The following is a 17,551-nucleotide window of genomic DNA, read 5'->3' as shown; positions in this document are numbered from 1 at the left end:
GGCCGGCGCCATGAGGTCGGCGGGTGCCGGCGGTATGGGGCCGATGGCGTGGGACTGACGGCAGTGGTGCGCGAAGTCGCGCGGAAGAGGGTGCCGAACGGGATCGGCTGGGTAGGCTCGGGCCTCATGGAGCATGAGGTATTCGTTCCGTTTCCCACCGGCACCGTGCGGCAGGCCCTCGCCGATCCCGTACGCGTGGCTCGCTGCATCCCCGGCTTCCTGGGGGACGGCGACGCGTCGGACGCGCTCTCGGGCCGGATGCGGGTACGGATCGGCAACTCGACCATCACCTACCGCGGCCGGCTCCGGATCACGGAGCAGGAGGACGGCGACCTCGCGGTCGAGGGCGAGGGGACGGAGGCGCGCGGCAGCGGCTCCGTGAAGCTCGCGCTGCACGTCCGGCTGTCCGCCGCCAGTGACGGCTCGCTGCTGGCGTGCACCGGCACCGTACGCAGCGAGGGCCGGCTTGCCGACGCCGGGGAGACGGCGGCCACCACAGCGGGCCGCCGCCTGCTGGACCGTTTCGCCACGGAGCTGGCCGCGGGGCTGGAGTCCTCGCCGATCGGCACGGACGACGCGGCGCAGACCTGGGAGCCGGACGCGCCGGTCGGCGACCGGCCGCTGATCGGCTCGGAGGACGACAACCAGCGCGCCATCCCCGGTATCCCCGCGCCTGACAAGCCGAAGAACGGGAGCCCTTCGGGAGCCGCCTCCCCGCCGGACACGGCGGGTGCAGCAGGGGCGTCAGGTGCCGCGGACACCGAGGACGCGACCGGCGCGGCCGAGGCCGCGGAGGAGAGCGACGCGCGTGACGGCGTGGACGCGGGCCCCGAACAGCCCCAGCTGCCCCCGGACCAGGAACCCGAGCCGGGCACCGGCCCGGAGCCGGAGCCGGCCTCGGTGTTCGAGACCGAGGTCCCGCCGCCGTCGCTCGATCCGCTCTCCGACGAGGAGGACGCCGGCAGGGAGCCCCCGGCTGAGGCCGCGCACGCACGCCGCACGATGATCGGCCGCAGCGCGGAAGAGGTCGACCACGCACCGCCCCGCGGCCGCTACGCCCCGGTCCCCGCCCCCGAGGCCGGTTTCCCCACCGACACCCTGCGCTGGGCCGCACCCGTCGCGGCGGTGCTGATCGCCTCCGCGGTGGTCGTCGGCCGGATGCTCCGCCGCCGCCGCTGAACGGTCGGGCCGGGCGCGCAGGATGGTGATCTCTCTGCGGCCACCGCGCGCGAGGAATTAGGGTCGGAGGGTGAACACCCAGGACTCCGCGAAGACGGCGACCACCGATGGTGTCGTACGACTCGGCGCCGGAGATGCCGAGTTGACCATGCTGCCCGCTCTCGGCTGCCGGATCGGCTCACTGCGGATCGGTGGTAGGGAGCTGCTGCGACAAGGAGCGCGGTTCGGCTCGTTCCCGATGGTTCCCTGGTGCGGCCGGGTCGAGAACGGGCGGTTCCGGAACGGCGCCGTACAGCACCAGCTGCCGCGGAACAGTCCGCCGCACGCCATCCACGGCACCGGCCGCGACACCGCCTGGCGCACGGCCCGTGCCGAGCAGGACTCGGCCGTCTTCACCTACGACCTCGCGGAGCCCTGGCCGTATCCGGGCCGGGTCACCCAGCTCGTCGCACTGACCGCGGAGTCCCTCACGCTCACCATGGGCGTCGAGACGATCGGCGACTCCTTCCCCGCGCAGGTCGGCTGGCACCCCTGGTTCCTGCGGAACCTGGGCGGCGGTGGTGCCGATGTGGAGATCGATTTCCATCCCGCCTGGCAGGAGGAGCGCGGCGAGAACCACCTCCCCACCGGCCGCCGCATGGAGCCGAAGCCCGGTCCGTGGGACGACTGCTTCGGCATGCCGGACGGCGTGGCGGTCACCCTGCGCTGGCCCGGGCAGCTGGAATTGAAGATCAGCAGCCGCACCGAGTGGGTCGTCGTCTACGACGAGCAGCCCGCAGCGGTCTGCGTCGAGCCCCAGTCCGGCCCGCCGAACGGGCTCAATACGCTGCCGCGCCTGGTGACCCCTGTGGAGCCGCTCGAGATGGCCGTGACCTGGACGTGGCGCCGGCTCTGACCGCTCCGACCGGCGCCTGCCACCCACCGAGCACCGGGGGCGGCGAGGAGGCTTAGGCTCAGGGGCATGACCGATGCGCGTGACGCCCTGCTGCAGCAGATCAAGGACAAGGCCGTGGTCCACGGCAAGGTGGTCCTCTCCTCCGGCAAGGAGGCCGACTACTACATCGACCTGCGCCGGATCACCCTCGGTGGTCAGGCCGCCCCACTCGTCGGCCAAGTCATGCTCGACCTGACGGCCGACCTCGACTACGACGCCGTGGGCGGCCTGACCCTGGGCGCCGACCCCGTCGCCGCCTCGATGCTGCACGCCGCCGCCGCACGCGGCCGCACGCTCGACGCCTTCGTCGTACGGAAGGCGGGCAAGGCGCACGGTCTGCAACGCCGTATCGAGGGCCCGGACATCGCCGGGCGCCGTGTGCTGATCGTCGAGGACGTCTCCACCACCGGCGGTTCGCCGCTGACCGCCGTCGATGCGGCGCGTGAGGCGGGCGCGGAGGTCGTCGCCGTCGCGGTGATCGTCGAGCGAGGCGCGGCGTCCGCGATCGCGGAGGCAGGGCTCCCGTATCTGTCGGCCTATGGGCTCGCCGATTTGGGCCTCTGAGCTGCGGATTCACCGGCGCTTCCCTGTGGAGGCCTTGCACGGGCCTGAGGTTTCACGTGAAACTCCAGGCCCCGCGTCGCGCTCCCCGGGCGGCGCCGGGTGGACCAATCGTCCGTGTCTGGGAAGATGGGCGCGACGATGACGTCGCCCCTAGGTCAGGGCCCTTACGCACCCACCCGCACATCACAAGGAGCGGACAGATGCCCATCGCAACCCCCGAGGTCTACAACGAGATGCTCGACCGGGCGAAAGCAGGCAAGTTCGCCTACCCGGCCATCAACGTAACCTCGACGCAGACACTGCACGCGGCCCTCCGCGGCTTCGCCGAGGCCGAGAGTGACGGCATCGTCCAGATTTCCACAGGTGGCGCCGAGTTCCTGGGCGGCCAGTACAGCAAGGACATGGTCTCGGGCGCCGTTGCACTGGCCGAGTTCGCGCACATCGTCGCCAAGAAGTACCCGGTGAACATCGCGCTGCACACCGACCACTGCCCGAAGGACAAGCTCGACGGCTACGTACGGCCGCTGCTCGCGATCTCGCAGGAGCGCGTGGCCGCCGGCCTGGACCCGCTCTTCCAGTCCCACATGTGGGACGGCTCCGCGGAGAAGCTCGACGAGAACCTCGCCATCGCGCAGGAGCTGCTCTCCGAGGCCGTGAAGGCGAAGATCATCCTCGAGGTGGAGATCACCCCGACCGGCGGCGAGGAGGACGGCGTCTCGCACGAGATCAACGACGAGCTGTACACCACCGTCTCCGACGCCGAGCGGACCGCCGAGGCACTGGGCCTGGGCGAGAAGGGCCGCTACCTGTTGGCCGCCTCCTTCGGCAACGTCCACGGCGTCTACAAGCCGGGCAATGTCGTGCTCCGCCCTGAGCTGCTGCGCGACCTTCAGGATGGCATCGCCGCCAAGCACGGCAAGGCCGACCCGTTCGACTTCGTCTTCCACGGCGGCTCCGGCTCCACGGAAGAGGAGATCCGCACCGCTCTGGGGAACGGCGTCGTGAAGATGAACCTCGACACCGACACCCAGTACGCCTTCACCCGCCCTGTCGCGGACCACATGTTCCGCAACTACGACGGCGTGCTGAAGGTCGACGGCGACGTCGGGAACAAGAAGACCTACGACCCGCGCAGCTGGGGCAAGCTGGCCGAGAAGAGCATGGCCGAGCGCGTGACGAAGGCCTGCGCTGACCTGCGCTCCACGGGCACGAAGCTGAAGTAACGCGCTCCGCGCGCTCTGCGTACCGGGCCCAGCCCGGTCCCCCGCCGAGGCCCGGCCCCTCACCCTGAGGGGCCGGGCTTCGCGCTTTCTGGCGACCACCATTGCGGCGCGGCCTCGACCCACCCACGGCGGGGGCGCAGGACGGGCCCGGGCGAGGTGGCCGCAGACGGCGAAGGCGGGGATGATCCCGGTATGAGTGAGGGCTCGGCCGGGGCTCCCGGTGAGGGCAGGCGCGAGCGCGTCGGGCGGCCCGCGGAGGCGCCCGGGCGGGATGGTGCGGGATCGCGGCCGCCCGAGGCGCCTCCGCCCGGGGATGCCGGCACCACCCGGCTCTCCGAGGCCGCCGGGCGATGGATCGTGCTGGTGACCGTGCTCGGGTCCGGGATGGCCTTTCTCGACAGCACCGTCGTCAATGTCGCCCTGCCCCGGATGGGGGCCGATCTCGACGCCGACCTGGCCGTCCTGCAGTGGACCGTCAACGCCTACATGCTCACCCTCGCCGGGCTCATTCTGCTCGGCGGGGCGCTCGGCGACCGGTTCGGGCGGCGGCGGGTGTTCGTCGTCGGCGTCGTCTGGTTCGCGCTGACCTCGCTGGCCTGCGGGCTCGCACCCGGCGCCGGGGTGCTGATCGCCGCCCGCGCCCTGCAGGGCATCGGCGCGGCACTGCTCACCCCAGGATCCCTGGCCCTGATCCAGGCCACCATCCACCCGGACGAACGGGCGCGCGCCGTCGGTGCCTGGTCCGGGCTCACCGGCGTCGCGGCGGCCGTCGGGCCGTTCCTCGGCGGCTGGTTGGTCGACGGACCCGGCTGGCGATGGGTGTTCCTGCTCAACGTCCCGCTGGCCGCCGTCTGTGTGCCCGTGGCGCTGCGGCACGTGCCCGAGACGCTTGCGGCGCCCGCGGGGGCACTCGCCGGCGAGGCCCCCGGGCGGTTCGACGTCCCGGGCGCCGCGCTCGCCGCGCTGTCGCTCGGCGCCGTGACGTACGCCCTGATCGAGGCCCCCGAGCAGGGCGCCTCCCCGGCCGTCCTGGTCACGGCGCTCGGCGGGTTGTTGCTCGGCGCCGCCTTCATCCGGCGGGAACGGCGGCTGGAGCGGCAGCGGGACCATCCGCGGGAACCGTGGCCCGCCTCGCGACGAGCCGACCCGATGCTGCCGCCCCGGATCTTCCGCTCCCGCCAGTTCACCGCGGTCAACGCCGTGACCCTGTGCGTGTACGCGGCGTTCGGCGGCTTCTTCTTCCTTTCCGTCCTCCAGCTCCAGGTGGTCCTCGGCTACTCCGCCCTCGCCGCCGGTACCGCCCTGCTGCCCATCACCCTGCTGATGCTGCTGCTGTCCTCGCGGTCCGGTGAGCTGGGACAGCGGATCGGCCCTCGGATCCCGCTCACCGCGGGGTCGCTGCTCTGCGCGGCGGGGATGCTACTGATGATCCGGGCCGGTGCGGGAGCCTCGTACTGGACGGACGTGCTGCCGGCGCTGCTGGTGCTGGGCTCGGGCATGGTGCTGCTGGTCGCGCCGCTCACCGCGACCGTCCTCGCATCGGTCGAGGTGGCCCGGGCAGGCCTCGCGAGCGGGGTCAACAACGCGGTGGCGCGCGCGGCGGGCCTGATCGCGGTCGCCGCACTGCCGCTGCTCGCCGGGATGGGGCCGGAGGCGTACCGGGATGCCGGGGAGTTCGGCGAGACCTTCCGCCGGGCCATGCCGATCTGCGCGGGTGTGCTCGTGCTGGGAGCGCTGATCGCATGGCTCGCGGTGCGGACCGATGTGCTGGAGCCCGCCGCCCCGGGCGAGCCGCAGCGCTGCCGGGCGGAGTGCCGTACGCACTGTGCGGTCAGCTCGCCACCGCTCGACCCCGGTGAGACCCGCGGCGGGTCGGCGGGGGACCACGGCCCGGCGGTGGACGGTTCCCGCCCCTCTGCTCCGAGGGCTCCCTGAGCGCCCCTTTCGGGGCCGGGCCGGGCAAACTTGAACCCATGGCCATTCACGAGAATCTGCTCGGGGGACCGCCCCCGACCCATCTGCCCGACGAACCCGAGCCGCGCGAGCTGCTCGCCTCCGGCACCGCCCCCGCCGACGTGGCGGCGAAGTATCCGACGTCCTCGCTGGCCTGGGCACAGCTCTCCGACGACGCCTTCGAGGCAGGCCGGGTCGTCGAGTCGTACGCATATGCCCGCACGGGCTACCACCGCGGCCTCGACGCGCTGCGCCGCAACGGCTGGAAGGGCCACGGGCCCGTGCCGTGGGAGCACGAGCCGAACCGCGGCTTCCTGCGCGCGCTGCACGCCCTCGCGCGCGCCGCGCAGTCCATCGGTGAGCAGGACGAGTACGAGCGCTGTGCGACCTTCCTGCGTGACTCCTCCCCGACCGCCGCGGACACCCTCACCTGAGGTCTGTGCGCTCCCGGCGCGGGCTTTCCCGAGCCCGTGCCCACTCGGCCGTACGGCCGCCCGGCCGCTGGTCGCGCGACCGTACGGCCGTCGGGCCTGGCTGCCGGATTCGCCCAGGCAGCCCTTGCCGGAGCGGGCACCCGCCACGGATGATGCGCGTGGGCCTGCATCGCGCGGACCGCGCAGGCGGGCCCGAGGGGACCGGGGCTCCAATGCCGAGAGGAAGGGGCGGACCGCTACCCGGTAGCACGTACCGAGGAGACAGTGATGTCCCAGAAGCCCAATATGTCCGCAGTCGATCCGGACACCCCGGATCTCACCCCGGACTTCACTATTGGCAGCGGGGGCACGACACCCTACGAGGACTACGTCCAAGCGGATGTCCTCACGCACCTGCAGCACCCGCTCTCCGACGACCCCGGAGAGATGGTCTTCCTGGTGACCACCCAGGTGATGGAGTTGTGGTTCACCGTGATCGTCCATGAGTGGCGGACGGCCGCCGAGGCACTGCGCCAGGACGATCTGCCCGGCGCCATGGCGGCGCTCACCCGCTCCACCTACGAGCTGGAGTCGCTCACCGCGTCGTGGAAGCCGCTGGCGCACCTCACCCCTGCGCAGTTCAACGCCTACCGCGGCGCGCTCGGCGAAGGCTCCGGCTTCCAGTCCGCGATGTACCGGCGGCTGGAGTTCCTGCTCGGCGAGAAGTCCACGTCGATGCTCGTCCCACACCGTGGCGCACCGCGGGCCCACGCCGAGCTCGAAAAGGCGCTCGCGGAACCGAGCCTGTACGACGAGGTGGTACGGCTGCTCGCCCGCCGCGGCTACGCGATCCCCCGATCCGTACTCGATCGGGATCCGACGCAGCGCTACGAGCCCGAACCCGCAGTTGAGCAGGCCTGGCAGCAGATCTACTCCGGCCGGCAGGACAGCGAACTGCTGCGGCTCGGCGAGGCGCTGACCGAGGTCGCCGAGCTGGTGTGGCGCTGGCGCAACGACCATCTGGTCGCGACCCGCCGGGCGATGGGCGCGAAGCCCGGCACCGGCGGATCGGCGGGGGTCGCCTGGCTGGAGAAGCGGGCGCAGAAGTACGTCTTCCCCGAGCTGTGGACGGCGCGTAGCCATGTCTGAAGCACTCGCGGAGAAGGCGGCGCGGCTCGATGCCGCGGACGAACTGGCCAAGGCGCGCGATCGCTTCGCCCTCGACGACGACGTCGTCTACCTCGACGGCAACTCCCTCGGCGCCCTGCCCCGCTCGGTGCCGCAGCGACTGGCCGATGTCGTCGAGCACGAGTGGGGACGGCTGCGGATCCGCTCCTGGGAGGAGAGTGGCTGGTGGACCGCGCCCGAGCGGATCGGCGACCGGATCGCACCGCTCGTGGGGGCGGCGGCCGGGCAGGTCGTGGTCGGGGACTCGACGAGCGTCAACGTCTTCAAGGCGGTCGTCGCGGCCGTACGCATGGCCGGGGAAGGCCGTGACGAGGTGCTGGTCGACGCGTCGACGTTCCCCACGGACGGCTATATCGCCGAGTCCGCCGCCCGGCTGACCGGCTGCCGCCTCCGGGCCGTCGCGCCCGGTGCGATGGCCGCCGAGACCGGTCCGCGCACCGCCGCCCTGCTGGTCAACCACGTCGACTACCGCACCGGCCGGCTCCACGACCTGCCCGGGACGACGGCCGCCGCGCACGCGGCGGGGGCACTGGTGGTCTGGGATCTATGCCACAGCGCGGGCGCGCTGCCGGTCGGGCTCGACGAGCAGCGGGTCGACTTCGCCGTCGGCTGCACGTACAAGTACCTCAACGGCGGCCCGGGGGCTCCCGCGTACCTCTACGTCCGCCGTGACCACCAGCCCCGCTTCGACTCCCCGCTCCCGGGCTGGAACTCCCATGCCGACCCCTTCGGCATGGTGCCTTCCTACGCTCCGGCCGACGGTTGTGTGCGGGGCCGCGTCGGCACGCCCGACATCCTCTCCATGCTGGCGCTGGAGGCGGCGCTGGACGTCTGGGAGGACGTCTCGATCGACGCGGTACGGGCGAAGAGCCTCGCGCTGACGGACTTCTTCCTCGAGTGCGTGGCGCACTGCGTGCCGCGCGGACGGGTGGAGTGCCTCACCCCGGCCCGGCACGCCGAGCGCGGCAGCCAGGTCGCGCTGCGCTGCGCGGAGGCGGGCGCGGTCATGCGCGGTCTCACCTCGCGAGGCGTGGTCGGCGACTTCCGCCGCCCGGACGTCCTCCGCTTCGGCTTCACCCCGCTCTATACGTCATTCGCGGACACGGAGCGCGCCGCGCGCGTGCTGGGCGAGGTGCTCGCCGCCGAGAGGGGAGCTTGACCGTGCCTGCCGCGGCCGAGTCCGCTGGCGACGTGGAGGTGGCTGCTGTGCTGGCACATGCGCCTGTGCCCGCCGATGCGACCTTCGCGTACGGCGAACACCCCGATCAGGTCGTCGACTTCTACGCCCCGTGCGGGGGCGAGGGGACGGCGCCGCTCGTGGTGCTGCTGCACGGCGGGGCGTGGCGCGCGCCCTACGACCGCAGGCACATCTCGCCGTTGGCGGCGCATCTGGCACGGCACGGCTTCGCCGTGGCCTCGGTGGAGTACCGCCGAGGCCCGGCGCCGTCGGCTCAGCGGCACGGCGGGCCCGCGCTGTCGCGCGCCGGCCGCTGGCCCGACACGCTGGACGACGTCGCTACAGCCGTCGACGTCATCCCGACCTTCGTCAAAGAGCTGACCGCCGAGTCCGCCGAGTCCGCCGAGTCCGCAGGGGCGGGCAGTGCCGCCACCGCGCGCGGCCGCGCGGCCGCGCCCTGGGTGCGGGTCGACGCCGGCCGCGTGGTGCTCGTCGGGCACTCCGCCGGGGGGCACCTCGCCCTGTGGGCCGCCGCTCGGCATCGGCAGCCCGGCGGATCCCCATGGCGCCTGGCCGCCCCTCCCCCCGTCCGAGGCGTCGTCGCACTCGCCCCCATCGCGGACTTCGCCTTGGGCCGGGAGCTCGGTGTGTGTTCCGACGCCGTCGTGCAGTTCCTCGGCGGGCCGGAGGCGTACGCGGCGCGGCGGCCGTACGCCGACCCCGCGGCGCTGCTCCCCACCGGAATCGCCACCACGATCGTGCAGGGCGCCACCGACAGCGACGTACCTCCGCAGGTCGCCCGGGCCTTCGCCGATGCGGCGGAGCGTGCCGGAGCGCGGACCCGGCTCGTCGTCCTCGACGGCGTGGGGCACTTTCCGCTCATCGATCCCACCGCGCCCGCGACCCGTACGGTCGTGGCCGAGATCGAGCGGCTCAGCCGCTGAGATCCCCGCTTCCGGGTCGGTGCCCCGGCGCGGTCACCACACCAACACCGCTCGTCATCCTCGCGACGGACGCCGCGAAGTCACCTCACATGGTGACGACGCCCGGGCTCGCACTGCGTAGCGTGCACGGTGTGAACGAGACGACGACCTCTACCTGGACCGAGTCCCGGATTGCCCGAGCTGCTTGGCGGGCCCTGCATGAGGACCTGTTCCGGGACGCCTGGGCCTTCCGGCCCCTGCAGCCACTGCGCGCCGAGCGCTTCGCCCGCCGGCCCCGCCTCGAACGGATGGGTGCCCGCTGGCTGCCCTATGCCGCAGTTGTGGCGGTCGCCCTGTACATCTTCATGATCGACACCGCCAGCCGGGAAGACTCGCCCGGTGGCTCCGCGGTGGCGGTCCTCCTGGCGCTGGCCCACACCGCACCGCTCCTCATAACCCTCTTCCGTCCCGTCGGCGCCTGGTGGCTGTCGCTCGGTGTCATGGCCGCCGATACCGCCTTGAATGACGGGCCGGGGGCCGGGATCTTGGCGCACCTGGGGGTGATGGTCATCGTGACGCTGCGGTCCAGGCCCCGGGTGGCCGTCGAGATGTGGCTGATCTCCTTGGTCGTTCTGGGTGGAATCGGCGGGCTTCTGGGCTTCTCCGACGGGGCGACCGTCGGCTCGTTCGCCGTCTTCGCCGCCGTCGTCCTCGCCATCGCCCTCGCCGTGCGCGGCTGGTCGCTGGCCCGCGGTGAGGTCGCCGAGAAGGAGACCCTCGTGGCCGACGTCCGCGGCCAGCACACCCAGCTTGAGGAACGGGCCCGGATCGCCCGTGAACTGCACGACGTCGTCGCCCACCACATGTCCGTGATCGCGATTCAGGCCGAGGCCGCCCCGTACCGCGTCACCGATCCGCCCGAGGAGCTGACCAGGAGCTTCGCCACGATCCGCGAGAGCGCGGTGGTGGCGCTGGCCGAGCTGCGCCGTGTCCTCGGGGTGCTGCGCTTCGAGAACGGCCAGGTCGAAGACGGCATCCCCGACGCCCCGCAGCCCGACCTCTCCCGCCTGGACGAGCTGGTCGAGGGGGTACGGTCCGTGGGCCTGTCCGTCGACGTCGCGCGCACCGGCGCGCAGCGCAGCCTCCCGCAGGGCGTGGAGCTGTCGGCCTACCGGATCATCCAGGAGGCGCTGAGCAACGCCCTGCGCCATGCGCCCGGTTCACAGGTCCGGGTCGAGGTGAGTTACGTCCTCACCGGCCTCGGCCTGCGCATCGCCAACACCCCGCCCACGGAGAAGGTGCTGCCCTCCCCGGGCATCGGCCACGGCGTGATGGGCATGCGGGAGCGCGCCTCGATGCTGGGCGGCGAGCTGACCGCCCACCCCACTCCGGACGGCGGCTACGAGGTCGTGGCCTTCCTCCCGGTCGACCAGGCGGCCGCCCCCGCCGCCGACCAGGCCGGTGAGGGGGAGTCCGCATGACGATCCGCGTGCTGATCGCCGACGACCAGCTGATGGTCCGCGAAGGCTTCTCCGTGCTGTTGGGCGCGCAGCCGGACATCGAGGTGGTCGGCGAGGCCCTCGACGGTCACGAGGCCATCGCCAAGGTCGCCGAACTGCGTCCGGACGTCGTCCTCATGGACATCCGGATGCCCGGCATGAACGGTCTCGAGGCCACCCGCCGGATCGCCGCGGAGCGGCAGGACGAGGCAGGATCCGCCGCCCCGGAGGGCGGCACCCGAGTCCTGATCCTCACCACCTTCGACCTGGACGAGTACGTCTACGAGGCCCTGCGCGCCGGCGCGTCCGGCTTCCTCCTCAAGGACGCGTCGGCGCGCCAGCTCGCCGACGCCGTACGCATCGTGGCGGCGGGCGAGGCGCTGCTCGCGCCGACCGTCACCAAGCGGCTGCTGGCCGAGTTCACCCGGCTCGGCGCGCCACGCGCCCCACGGATGGACCGGATCGAGGCGCTGACCGAGCGCGAGACGGAGGTGCTCGCGCTGATCGCGCAGGGCCTGTCGAACGGGGAGATCGCCGCCCGGCTGTTCGTCACCGAGGCGACCGTGAAGACCCATGTCAGCCGGATCCTGGTGAAACTGGGGCTGCGCGACCGTACGCAGGCCGCCGTGTTCGCGTATGAGATCGGCCTGGTGACGCCGGGCGGTTGAGCAACCGGGGGCCGAACCCCGGGCGGTCGTACGGCGGATGGCCGCGGTGGCGGCTAACGTCGGTCCATGAGTGCTGCAGCCCCCGGGGCCGACGCCCCCGAGCCGCCCGGGCCTTACGTCCACCCCGAGTTCGATCCCTGGTCCCCGGCTTTCGTGGCCGACCCCTACCCCGCGTACGCGGAGCTGCGCGCGCGGGGCCGCGCCCTCTTCTTCGAGGGCTCCGGCCAGTGGCTGATCCCCCATCACAGCGATGTGAGCGCGCTGCTGCGCGATCGCCGACTGGGCCGTACGTATCTGCACCGCTTCACCCATGAGGAGTTCGGCCGGCCGGCGCCGCCGCAGGAGCAGGAGCCGTTCCATGTCCTCAACGACCACGGTCTGCTGGAGCTCGAGCCGCCGGCCCACACCAGGATCCGCCGGCTGATCTCGACGGCCTTCACCCCGCGCAGGGTCGAGCAGCTGACCCCGACGGTGGAACGGCTCGCCGGTGAGCTGGTCGACGAGCTGTGCGAGGAAGGCGGTGGGGATCTCATCGCCAGCCTCGCCGAGCCCCTGCCCGTCGCGGTCATCGCCGAGATGCTGGGCGTCCCCCGGGAGGACCGGGGGCTGCTGCGGCCCTGGTCGGCGGACATGGTCGCGATGTTCGAGCTGAACCGGACGGAGGAGACCGCCCGCCGAGCGGTCCAGGCCTCCGTCGAGTTCTCCGCCTACCTCCGCGAGCTCATCGCCGCCCGCCGCACATCTCCCGGCGACGACCTGATCAGTGGACTGATCGCGGCATACGACGCGGGCGACCGGCTGAGCGAGCAGGAGATGATCTCGACCTGTGTGCTGCTGCTGAACGCGGGCCACGAGGCGACGGTCAACACCACCGGCAACGGCTGGCTGTCGCTCTTCCGCCATCCCGAGCAGCTGGCCGCACTCCGGGCCGACCCGGCGCTTCTCCCCCGCGCGGTCGAGGAGCTGTTGCGCTACGACACTCCGCTGCAGCTGTTCGAGCGCTGGGTACTGGACGACATCGAGATCGACGGCCGGACGATCCCCCGCGGCTCGGAGGTCGCGCTGCTCTTCGGCTCCGCCAACCGCGACCCGGCCCGGTTCCCGGACCCCGACCGTCTGGACCTCGCCCGCGCCGACAATCCCCACATCTCCTTCGGCGGCGGCATCCACTACTGCCTTGGCGCGCCGCTCGCCCGGATCGAGCTCACGGCCTCCTTCGGCAAGCTGCTCGAGCGGGCCCCAGGCCTACGGATGTTGTCGGAGCCGGAGCGAAAGCCGGGCTACGTGATCCGCGGCCTGAAGGAACTCGTCGTCGAGGTCTGATGTGTTGGAGGGTCCGGTCCGTCCTGGTGGCGCGACCCGGGCCGCTGGGGCCCGGGTCGCTCACCCCAGGTCCCGGCGGCGGAACGCCACTACGCCCGCGACGGTGAGCGCCGCCGTCAGTGCCGACAGCTACAGGAACGGAGCCGCCGAGATCTCGGCGCCGGGCAGCCTCGGCAGGTGCCCGAAGGGCGAGATGTTCATGACCGACTGCGGCAGCTCCAGCGCGGGGCCGAGCCAGCCGATGGCCAGGCAGCCCCCGGCCGCGGCCCAGGCCGCCGCCGACGCCTTCGGGAAGGCGCCGAAGAGCAGCACCGCCACCGCTGCGAGCGCCCACACGGCCGGCACCTGCGCGAGGGCCGCGCCCAGCAGCCGTGGCAGCTGACCACCCACGTCCTCGGCCGCGACACCATGGCCGAGGCCCATCGCGAACCCGCCGACGAACAGGACGACTGCCGTGCCGAGGAAGGCGAAGACCAGATGGCTCGTCGCCCACGTGAAGCGGCTGACGGCGGTGGCGAGGACCGGCTCGGCGCGCCCGCCGGTCTCCTCGCCGCGCAGCCGCAGGACGCAGCCCACCGCGTAAAGAGCGGCGACCATGCCGAGCATGCCGATCATCGAGGCGAGGAAAGCGTCGGTGAGGTCCTGCCGCCCGCCCATCCGCTCGAAGATCTCCCGCGTGTCGTCGTTGCCGCCGACCAGGTCGGCCACGCCGTGGGTCATGCCGCCGAAGACCGCGCCCGAGGGGAGTCAGGTCCGGAGCAGGGGAGATGATGAGGCGATGACCGAGACGGCGGACGCCGCTAAGAACCGGCGCCGACGCGACGTCGGCCGTGATGACGAAGCGGTGTCCCGTTTCGTCGAGCGCTTCGCCGCGGAGCTGACCGAGGCCGGTATGCAACGGATGGCGGCCCGGGTCTTCGCTGCTCTGCTCGCCTCCGACTCCGGCTCGCTGACCTCCGCCGAGCTCGCCGAGCGGCTCCAGATCAGCCCGGCGGCCGTGTCCGGTGCGATCCGGTACCTCTCCCAGGTCAACATGGTCGGCCGGGAGCGCGATCCGGGTTCCCGCCGCGACCGCTACCGGCTGCACAACGAGCTCTGGTACGAGACCTTCACCCGCCGCGACCAAGTCCTGACCCGCTGGGAGAAGGTCCTGCGCGACGGAGCCGACACCCTCGGCCGCCTCGCCGGCGGGCGAGCGCGTCGCCGAGACGGCCGAGTTCTTCGAGTTCCTGCAGAAGGAGCTGCTCCAGGTGATGGAGCGCTGGCGGCATCGTCAGTCCGCTCGCCGCGAAGGCGGCGCCGCGGCGGAGTAGGGCACGGAACCCCCAGGCGGGCTCCTCCCGCCGGGCCCGGGGGGGTCGGCGGACCACCCCGGGCCCCGTGCTGCTACGCGTGGGGGAGCGTGAGGCGCCACGCGTCCGGCCGGACCGTCCAGGTGCGGGTGCGGACCGGTCCGCCCACCACGGCATCCGCGTGGTAGCGGAAGTCGGGGCCCGACACGGTGATCGCCCGGGCCCTGGCCGTGACGGCAGCGGCCGGCCGGCCGTCGTCGGCGGTCGGATTCACCACGACATGGGCGAAGCCCCCGTGGTCCGCATCCGGTCCCGAGGTCGTCACCGACAGGCCCTCGACCGGCCGGTCCAGATCCACCAGCAGATCCCCGTCCGCCTCCACTCGCAGCCGGTGCGCACGGCGGTCTCCTCGGGAGGACTGGGCTCCCGCGCCGGCCGATGGAGCCGAAGGCCGCACACCGCCGTTACCGGCCGGATCGCGGGGCCCGGCCGTTCCGGCGACATCCGCGGACTCGGCCGCCGCGCGCTCGGCACCGCCCGCTCCGGCGGTGGTCCGTTCCGTCTCTGCCGCGGCCTCCGCCCCTCCCCTGGTCAGGGTCTGGACCAGCGAACGGCAGCCCCGCAGGCCCGACTGCCACCAGGGCCCGCGCCCCTCACGTCCGGCGCCGCCGGCCGGCGCCGGAATGCGCAACCCGCCGAGCACCACTCCGTCGCTGTCGTCCACCAACAGGTCGAGTCGGCGGTCCACCCCGTCCAGCACCGCACGCGCCGCCGCCACCGGCCCCGTCGGCACGCCCAGCGTCCGCGCCAGCGAGAGCGCCGCCGATGCCCCCACCGGTACGAGCGCCAGTGCCGCCTCGCTCAGTGCCCGCTCCCGGTGCAGCATCCCCACGACCCGTACCAACGCCGCGTCATCGCCCACGACCACCGGCCGCCGACTGCCGCGCCGGGACAGCGCCCGCGCCACCTCCTCCGGTCCGTCCGGCAGACAGATTTTCGTGGCCGCGCCCGCACACAGCACATCTTTCGCGATGCGCACGGCTTCGCCGTCGATACGACGGGCGACCGGATCAATGACGAGGAGCAGGGGGTGCCCCCGGACGGAGTCTGGGGGAGCGTGCCCATGACACTGTGCCGACACCTCGGTCCTTCCGTCAGGTAATCTCTCGGTGCAAGAGCCCCTGTCGCTGTTGCCTTGCGCCAGGGGCTTCGTCTATCCGGGGCACCGGTTCGACGGCTCTCGCGGCGGCTGCATCTGCGCAGCGAGCCGACCGGCACGTTGGACATGCCCCGCCCGGAAGGGGTGTACGCCTGTGCCCGCACTTGTGCTGCTCGGTGCTCAGTGGGGTGATGAAGGCAAGGGGAAGGCCACCGATCTGCTCGGCGGCTCCGTGGACTACGTGGTGCGTTACCAGGGTGGCAACAACGCCGGTCACACGGTCGTCGTCGGCGACCAGAAGTACGCGCTGCACCTCCTCCCTTCCGGAATCCTCTCGCCGGGGTGCACCCCGGTCATCGGTAACGGTGTCGTCGTCGACCCGGCAGTCCTGCTCTCCGAGCTGAGCGGACTCGAGCACCGTGGCGTCGACACCTCCAAGCTGCTGATCAGCGGTAACGCGCATTTGATCACGCCGTATCACACCACTCTCGACAAGGTGACGGAACGCTTCCTCGGCAAGCGGAAGATCGGCACGACGGGCCGTGGTATCGGCCCGACCTATGCCGACAAGATCAACCGGGTCGGCATCCGCGTCCAGGACCTCTTCGACGAGTCGATCCTGGCCCAGAAGGTCGAGGCGGCCCTCGACTTCAAGAACCAGGTCCTCGCCAAGCTCTACAACCGCCGCGCCATCGCCCCCGCCCAAGTCGTGGAGGAACTGCTCGGCTACGCGGACCAGATCAGGGGCTACGTCGCGGACACCACCCTGATCCTCAACAACGCCATCGACGCGGGCCAGGTCGTCCTGTTCGAAGGCGGCCAGGGCACCCTGCTCGACGTGGACCACGGCACGTACCCCTTCGTCACCTCGTCGAACCCGACCGCCGGTGGCGCCTGCACCGGCGCCGGCGTCGGCCCCACGAAGATCAGCCGAGTCATCGGCATCCTCAAGGCCTACACCACGCGTGTCGGCGCGGGACCCTTCCCGACCGAGCTGCTCGACGAGGACGGCGAGAAGCTGCGCGCCATCGGCGGAGAGCGCGGCGTCACGACGGGACGCGACCGGCGCTGCGGCTGGTTCGATGCGGTTATCGCACGCTACGCCACGCGCGTCAACGGCCTCACCGACTTCTTCCTGACCAAGCTCGACGTGCTCACGGGCTGGGAGCAGATCCCCGTCTGCGTCGCGTACGAGATCGAGGGGAAGCGCGTCGAGGAACTCCCGTACAGCCAGAGCGACTTCCACCACGCGAAGCCGGTCTACGAGATGCTGCCGGGCTGGTCCGAGGACATCACCAAGGCGAAGACCTTCAGCGACCTGCCGAAGAACGCCCAGGGCTATGTGAAGGCCCTCGAGGAGATGTCCGGTGCCCCGATCTCCGCGGTCGGGGTCGGCCCGGGCCGCGACGAGACGATCGAGATCAACTCTTTCCTCTCATAAGCGCCTTGAGCGGCATAACCGCCATCGGCGGCATCGACGGCGGGCGGTTCCGGACGTCCGGCTCCGGCGCGGCGGGTCCCCGCGGACGTCGGTCCGCGGGGACCCGCCGTCGCTCATCCGGCCCATGTCACTCGGTCACTTTCCCTTCGACGGCGTCCAGGGCGCGGGACAGCCGTTCCAGGACGCGTACGGTTTCCTGGAGTTGGGCCGGTCCGAGTTCTTCCGCGAGCAGTCCGGCGAGATGCGCGTGCCCCGGGCCGATGCGGTCCACGGCCGCGTACCCCTCGTCGGTCGGGCGGAGCAGCTTGGCGCGGCGGTGCGCCGGATTCGGCACGTACTCGGCGAGGCCCTTGCCGACCAGCAGATCCGCGATGCGCTGCACGCTCTGCCGGGTGATGCCCATGGCGCGGGCGATGCCGGAGACGGGCAGCGGTTCGCGCAGTACGGCGCCGAGTACCTGCCACCAGGCGGCGGTCAGCCCGGCGGGCCGGGCCAGCCGCTCAGCCGCCGAGAGGAACTGGCCGTTGAGCCGGAACACGGCCAGCGCGGTCCCGGACAGCATCTCCTGCTCGGACATCTCCTTCTGGGCCGACCGTTCCACCGTGCCGCCTCTCC

16 protein-coding genes and 1 pseudogene are annotated in these 17,551 nt (G+C 72.3%); 14 read left to right on the top strand and 3 right to left on the bottom strand.

Annotated features, from left to right (window positions below; all coding sequences use genetic code 11):
* Positions 1-126: 126 nt before the first annotated feature.
* From ACTWQI_RS24095 to ACTWQI_RS24040, 12 genes are all read left to right on the top strand, one after another.
* Positions 127-1,179 (top strand): SRPBCC domain-containing protein, encoded by a 1,053-nt coding sequence (locus tag ACTWQI_RS24095; protein WP_443273642.1) that lies wholly within the window; start codon positions 127-129, stop codon positions 1,177-1,179.
* Positions 1,180-1,249: 70 nt separating this feature from the next.
* Complete coding sequence (locus ACTWQI_RS24090) at positions 1,250-2,074, top strand: aldose epimerase family protein (RefSeq protein ID WP_443273640.1); 825 nt, start codon at positions 1,250-1,252, stop codon at positions 2,072-2,074.
* Between the two features lie 66 nt (positions 2,075-2,140).
* Positions 2,141-2,677: an orotate phosphoribosyltransferase gene (gene pyrE / locus ACTWQI_RS24085; protein ID WP_443273638.1), complete on the top strand. Its 537-nt coding sequence runs from the start codon at positions 2,141-2,143 to the stop codon at positions 2,675-2,677.
* A 200-nt stretch (positions 2,678-2,877) separates the two neighbouring features.
* The gene (fbaA, locus tag ACTWQI_RS24080) at positions 2,878-3,900 is read left to right on the top strand and encodes a class II fructose-bisphosphate aldolase (RefSeq protein ID WP_443273636.1); all 1,023 of its coding nucleotides are present in this window, start codon (positions 2,878-2,880) and stop codon (positions 3,898-3,900) included.
* Between the two features lie 192 nt (positions 3,901-4,092).
* Complete coding sequence (locus ACTWQI_RS24075; protein WP_443273634.1) at positions 4,093-5,835, top strand: MFS transporter; 1,743 nt, start codon at positions 4,093-4,095, stop codon at positions 5,833-5,835.
* Positions 5,836-5,873: 38 nt separating this feature from the next.
* Positions 5,874-6,287, top strand: coding sequence for a DUF3151 domain-containing protein (locus tag ACTWQI_RS24070; protein WP_443273632.1), 414 nt, complete (start codon positions 5,874-5,876; stop codon positions 6,285-6,287).
* A gap of 267 nt (positions 6,288-6,554) precedes the next feature.
* Positions 6,555-7,415: a tryptophan 2,3-dioxygenase family protein gene (locus tag ACTWQI_RS24065; protein ID WP_443273630.1), complete on the top strand. Its 861-nt coding sequence runs from the start codon at positions 6,555-6,557 to the stop codon at positions 7,413-7,415.
* A complete protein-coding gene (gene kynU / locus ACTWQI_RS24060; protein WP_443273628.1) occupies positions 7,408-8,613 on the top strand; it encodes a kynureninase in 1,206 nt (401 codons plus the stop codon). The genes ACTWQI_RS24065 and kynU overlap by 8 nt, the downstream gene beginning before the upstream one ends.
* Positions 8,610-9,575 carry an alpha/beta hydrolase gene (locus ACTWQI_RS24055; RefSeq protein WP_443273626.1) on the top strand — a complete coding sequence of 322 codons (966 nt, stop codon included), beginning with the start codon at positions 8,610-8,612 and terminating at the stop codon, positions 9,573-9,575. Before kynU ends, ACTWQI_RS24055 begins: the two co-directional genes overlap by 4 nt.
* A 131-nt stretch (positions 9,576-9,706) precedes the next feature.
* Complete coding sequence (locus tag ACTWQI_RS24050; protein ID WP_443273624.1) at positions 9,707-11,035, top strand: sensor histidine kinase; 1,329 nt, start codon at positions 9,707-9,709, stop codon at positions 11,033-11,035.
* Positions 11,032-11,721: a response regulator gene (locus tag ACTWQI_RS24045; protein WP_443273622.1), complete on the top strand. Its 690-nt coding sequence runs from the start codon at positions 11,032-11,034 to the stop codon at positions 11,719-11,721. Before ACTWQI_RS24050 ends, ACTWQI_RS24045 begins: the two co-directional genes overlap by 4 nt.
* Positions 11,722-11,787: 66 nt before the next feature.
* On the top strand, positions 11,788-13,044 hold the full coding sequence (locus ACTWQI_RS24040) for a cytochrome P450 (RefSeq protein WP_443273620.1): 1,257 nt from the start codon (positions 11,788-11,790) through the stop codon (positions 13,042-13,044).
* 129 nt (positions 13,045-13,173) lie between these two features.
* Here ACTWQI_RS24040 and ACTWQI_RS24035 read toward each other — a convergent pair whose 3' ends face one another.
* The gene (locus ACTWQI_RS24035; RefSeq protein WP_443273619.1) at positions 13,174-13,764 is read right to left on the bottom strand and encodes a hypothetical protein; all 591 of its coding nucleotides are present in this window, start codon (positions 13,762-13,764) and stop codon (positions 13,174-13,176) included.
* A gap of 58 nt (positions 13,765-13,822) precedes the next feature.
* Here ACTWQI_RS24035 and ACTWQI_RS24030 point away from each other — a divergent pair.
* Positions 13,823-14,357, top strand: a pseudogene (locus ACTWQI_RS24030) (GbsR/MarR family transcriptional regulator).
* Between the two features lie 73 nt (positions 14,358-14,430).
* Here ACTWQI_RS24030 and ACTWQI_RS24025 read toward each other — a convergent pair.
* Entirely contained in the window at positions 14,431-15,477 is a 1,047-nt protein-coding gene (locus ACTWQI_RS24025; RefSeq protein ID WP_443273618.1) for a hypothetical protein, read from the bottom strand.
* 172 nt (positions 15,478-15,649) lie between these two features.
* Here ACTWQI_RS24025 and ACTWQI_RS24020 point away from each other — a divergent pair, with 172 nt between their 5' ends.
* On the top strand, positions 15,650-16,936 hold the full coding sequence (locus ACTWQI_RS24020) for an adenylosuccinate synthase (RefSeq protein WP_443273616.1): 1,287 nt from the start codon (positions 15,650-15,652) through the stop codon (positions 16,934-16,936).
* Between the two features lie 127 nt (positions 16,937-17,063).
* On the opposite strand, the gene ACTWQI_RS24015 is transcribed toward ACTWQI_RS24020, so the two are convergent.
* Positions 17,064-17,513 carry a MarR family winged helix-turn-helix transcriptional regulator gene (locus ACTWQI_RS24015; protein ID WP_443273684.1) on the bottom strand — a complete coding sequence of 150 codons (450 nt, stop codon included), beginning with the start codon at positions 17,511-17,513 and terminating at the stop codon, positions 17,064-17,066.
* Positions 17,514-17,551 lie beyond the last annotated feature (38 nt).

The sequence above is a fragment of the Streptomyces sp. KR80 genome, assembly GCF_052245555.1.
Taxonomy (GTDB): domain Bacteria; phylum Actinomycetota; class Actinomycetes; order Streptomycetales; family Streptomycetaceae; genus Streptomyces.
Note: the sequence above shows the minus strand (reverse complement) of the source record. Positions and strands in the feature narration are given on the sequence as shown.

Bases quoted from the DNA above. Each gene is read 5' to 3' on its own strand.
- pyrE (WP_443273638.1), top strand. From the start codon at position 2,141: ATGACCGATGCGCGTGACGCCCTGCTGCAGCAGATCAAGGACAAGGCC.
- ACTWQI_RS24035 (WP_443273619.1), bottom strand. From the start codon at position 13,764: ATGACCCACGGCGTGGCCGACCTGGTCGGCGGCAACGACGACACGCGG.
- ACTWQI_RS24040 (WP_443273620.1), top strand. From the start codon at position 11,788: ATGAGTGCTGCAGCCCCCGGGGCCGACGCCCCCGAGCCGCCCGGGCCT.
- ACTWQI_RS24070 (WP_443273632.1), top strand. From the start codon at position 5,874: ATGGCCATTCACGAGAATCTGCTCGGGGGACCGCCCCCGACCCATCTG.
- ACTWQI_RS24015 (WP_443273684.1), bottom strand. From the start codon at position 17,513: ATGTCCGAGCAGGAGATGCTGTCCGGGACCGCGCTGGCCGTGTTCCGG.
- ACTWQI_RS24065 (WP_443273630.1), top strand. From the start codon at position 6,555: ATGTCCCAGAAGCCCAATATGTCCGCAGTCGATCCGGACACCCCGGAT.
- fbaA (WP_443273636.1), top strand. From the start codon at position 2,878: ATGCCCATCGCAACCCCCGAGGTCTACAACGAGATGCTCGACCGGGCG.
- ACTWQI_RS24095 (WP_443273642.1), top strand. From the start codon at position 127: ATGGAGCATGAGGTATTCGTTCCGTTTCCCACCGGCACCGTGCGGCAG.
- ACTWQI_RS24075 (WP_443273634.1), top strand. From the start codon at position 4,093: ATGAGTGAGGGCTCGGCCGGGGCTCCCGGTGAGGGCAGGCGCGAGCGC.
- ACTWQI_RS24045 (WP_443273622.1), top strand. From the start codon at position 11,032: ATGACGATCCGCGTGCTGATCGCCGACGACCAGCTGATGGTCCGCGAA.
- kynU (WP_443273628.1), top strand. From the start codon at position 7,408: ATGTCTGAAGCACTCGCGGAGAAGGCGGCGCGGCTCGATGCCGCGGAC.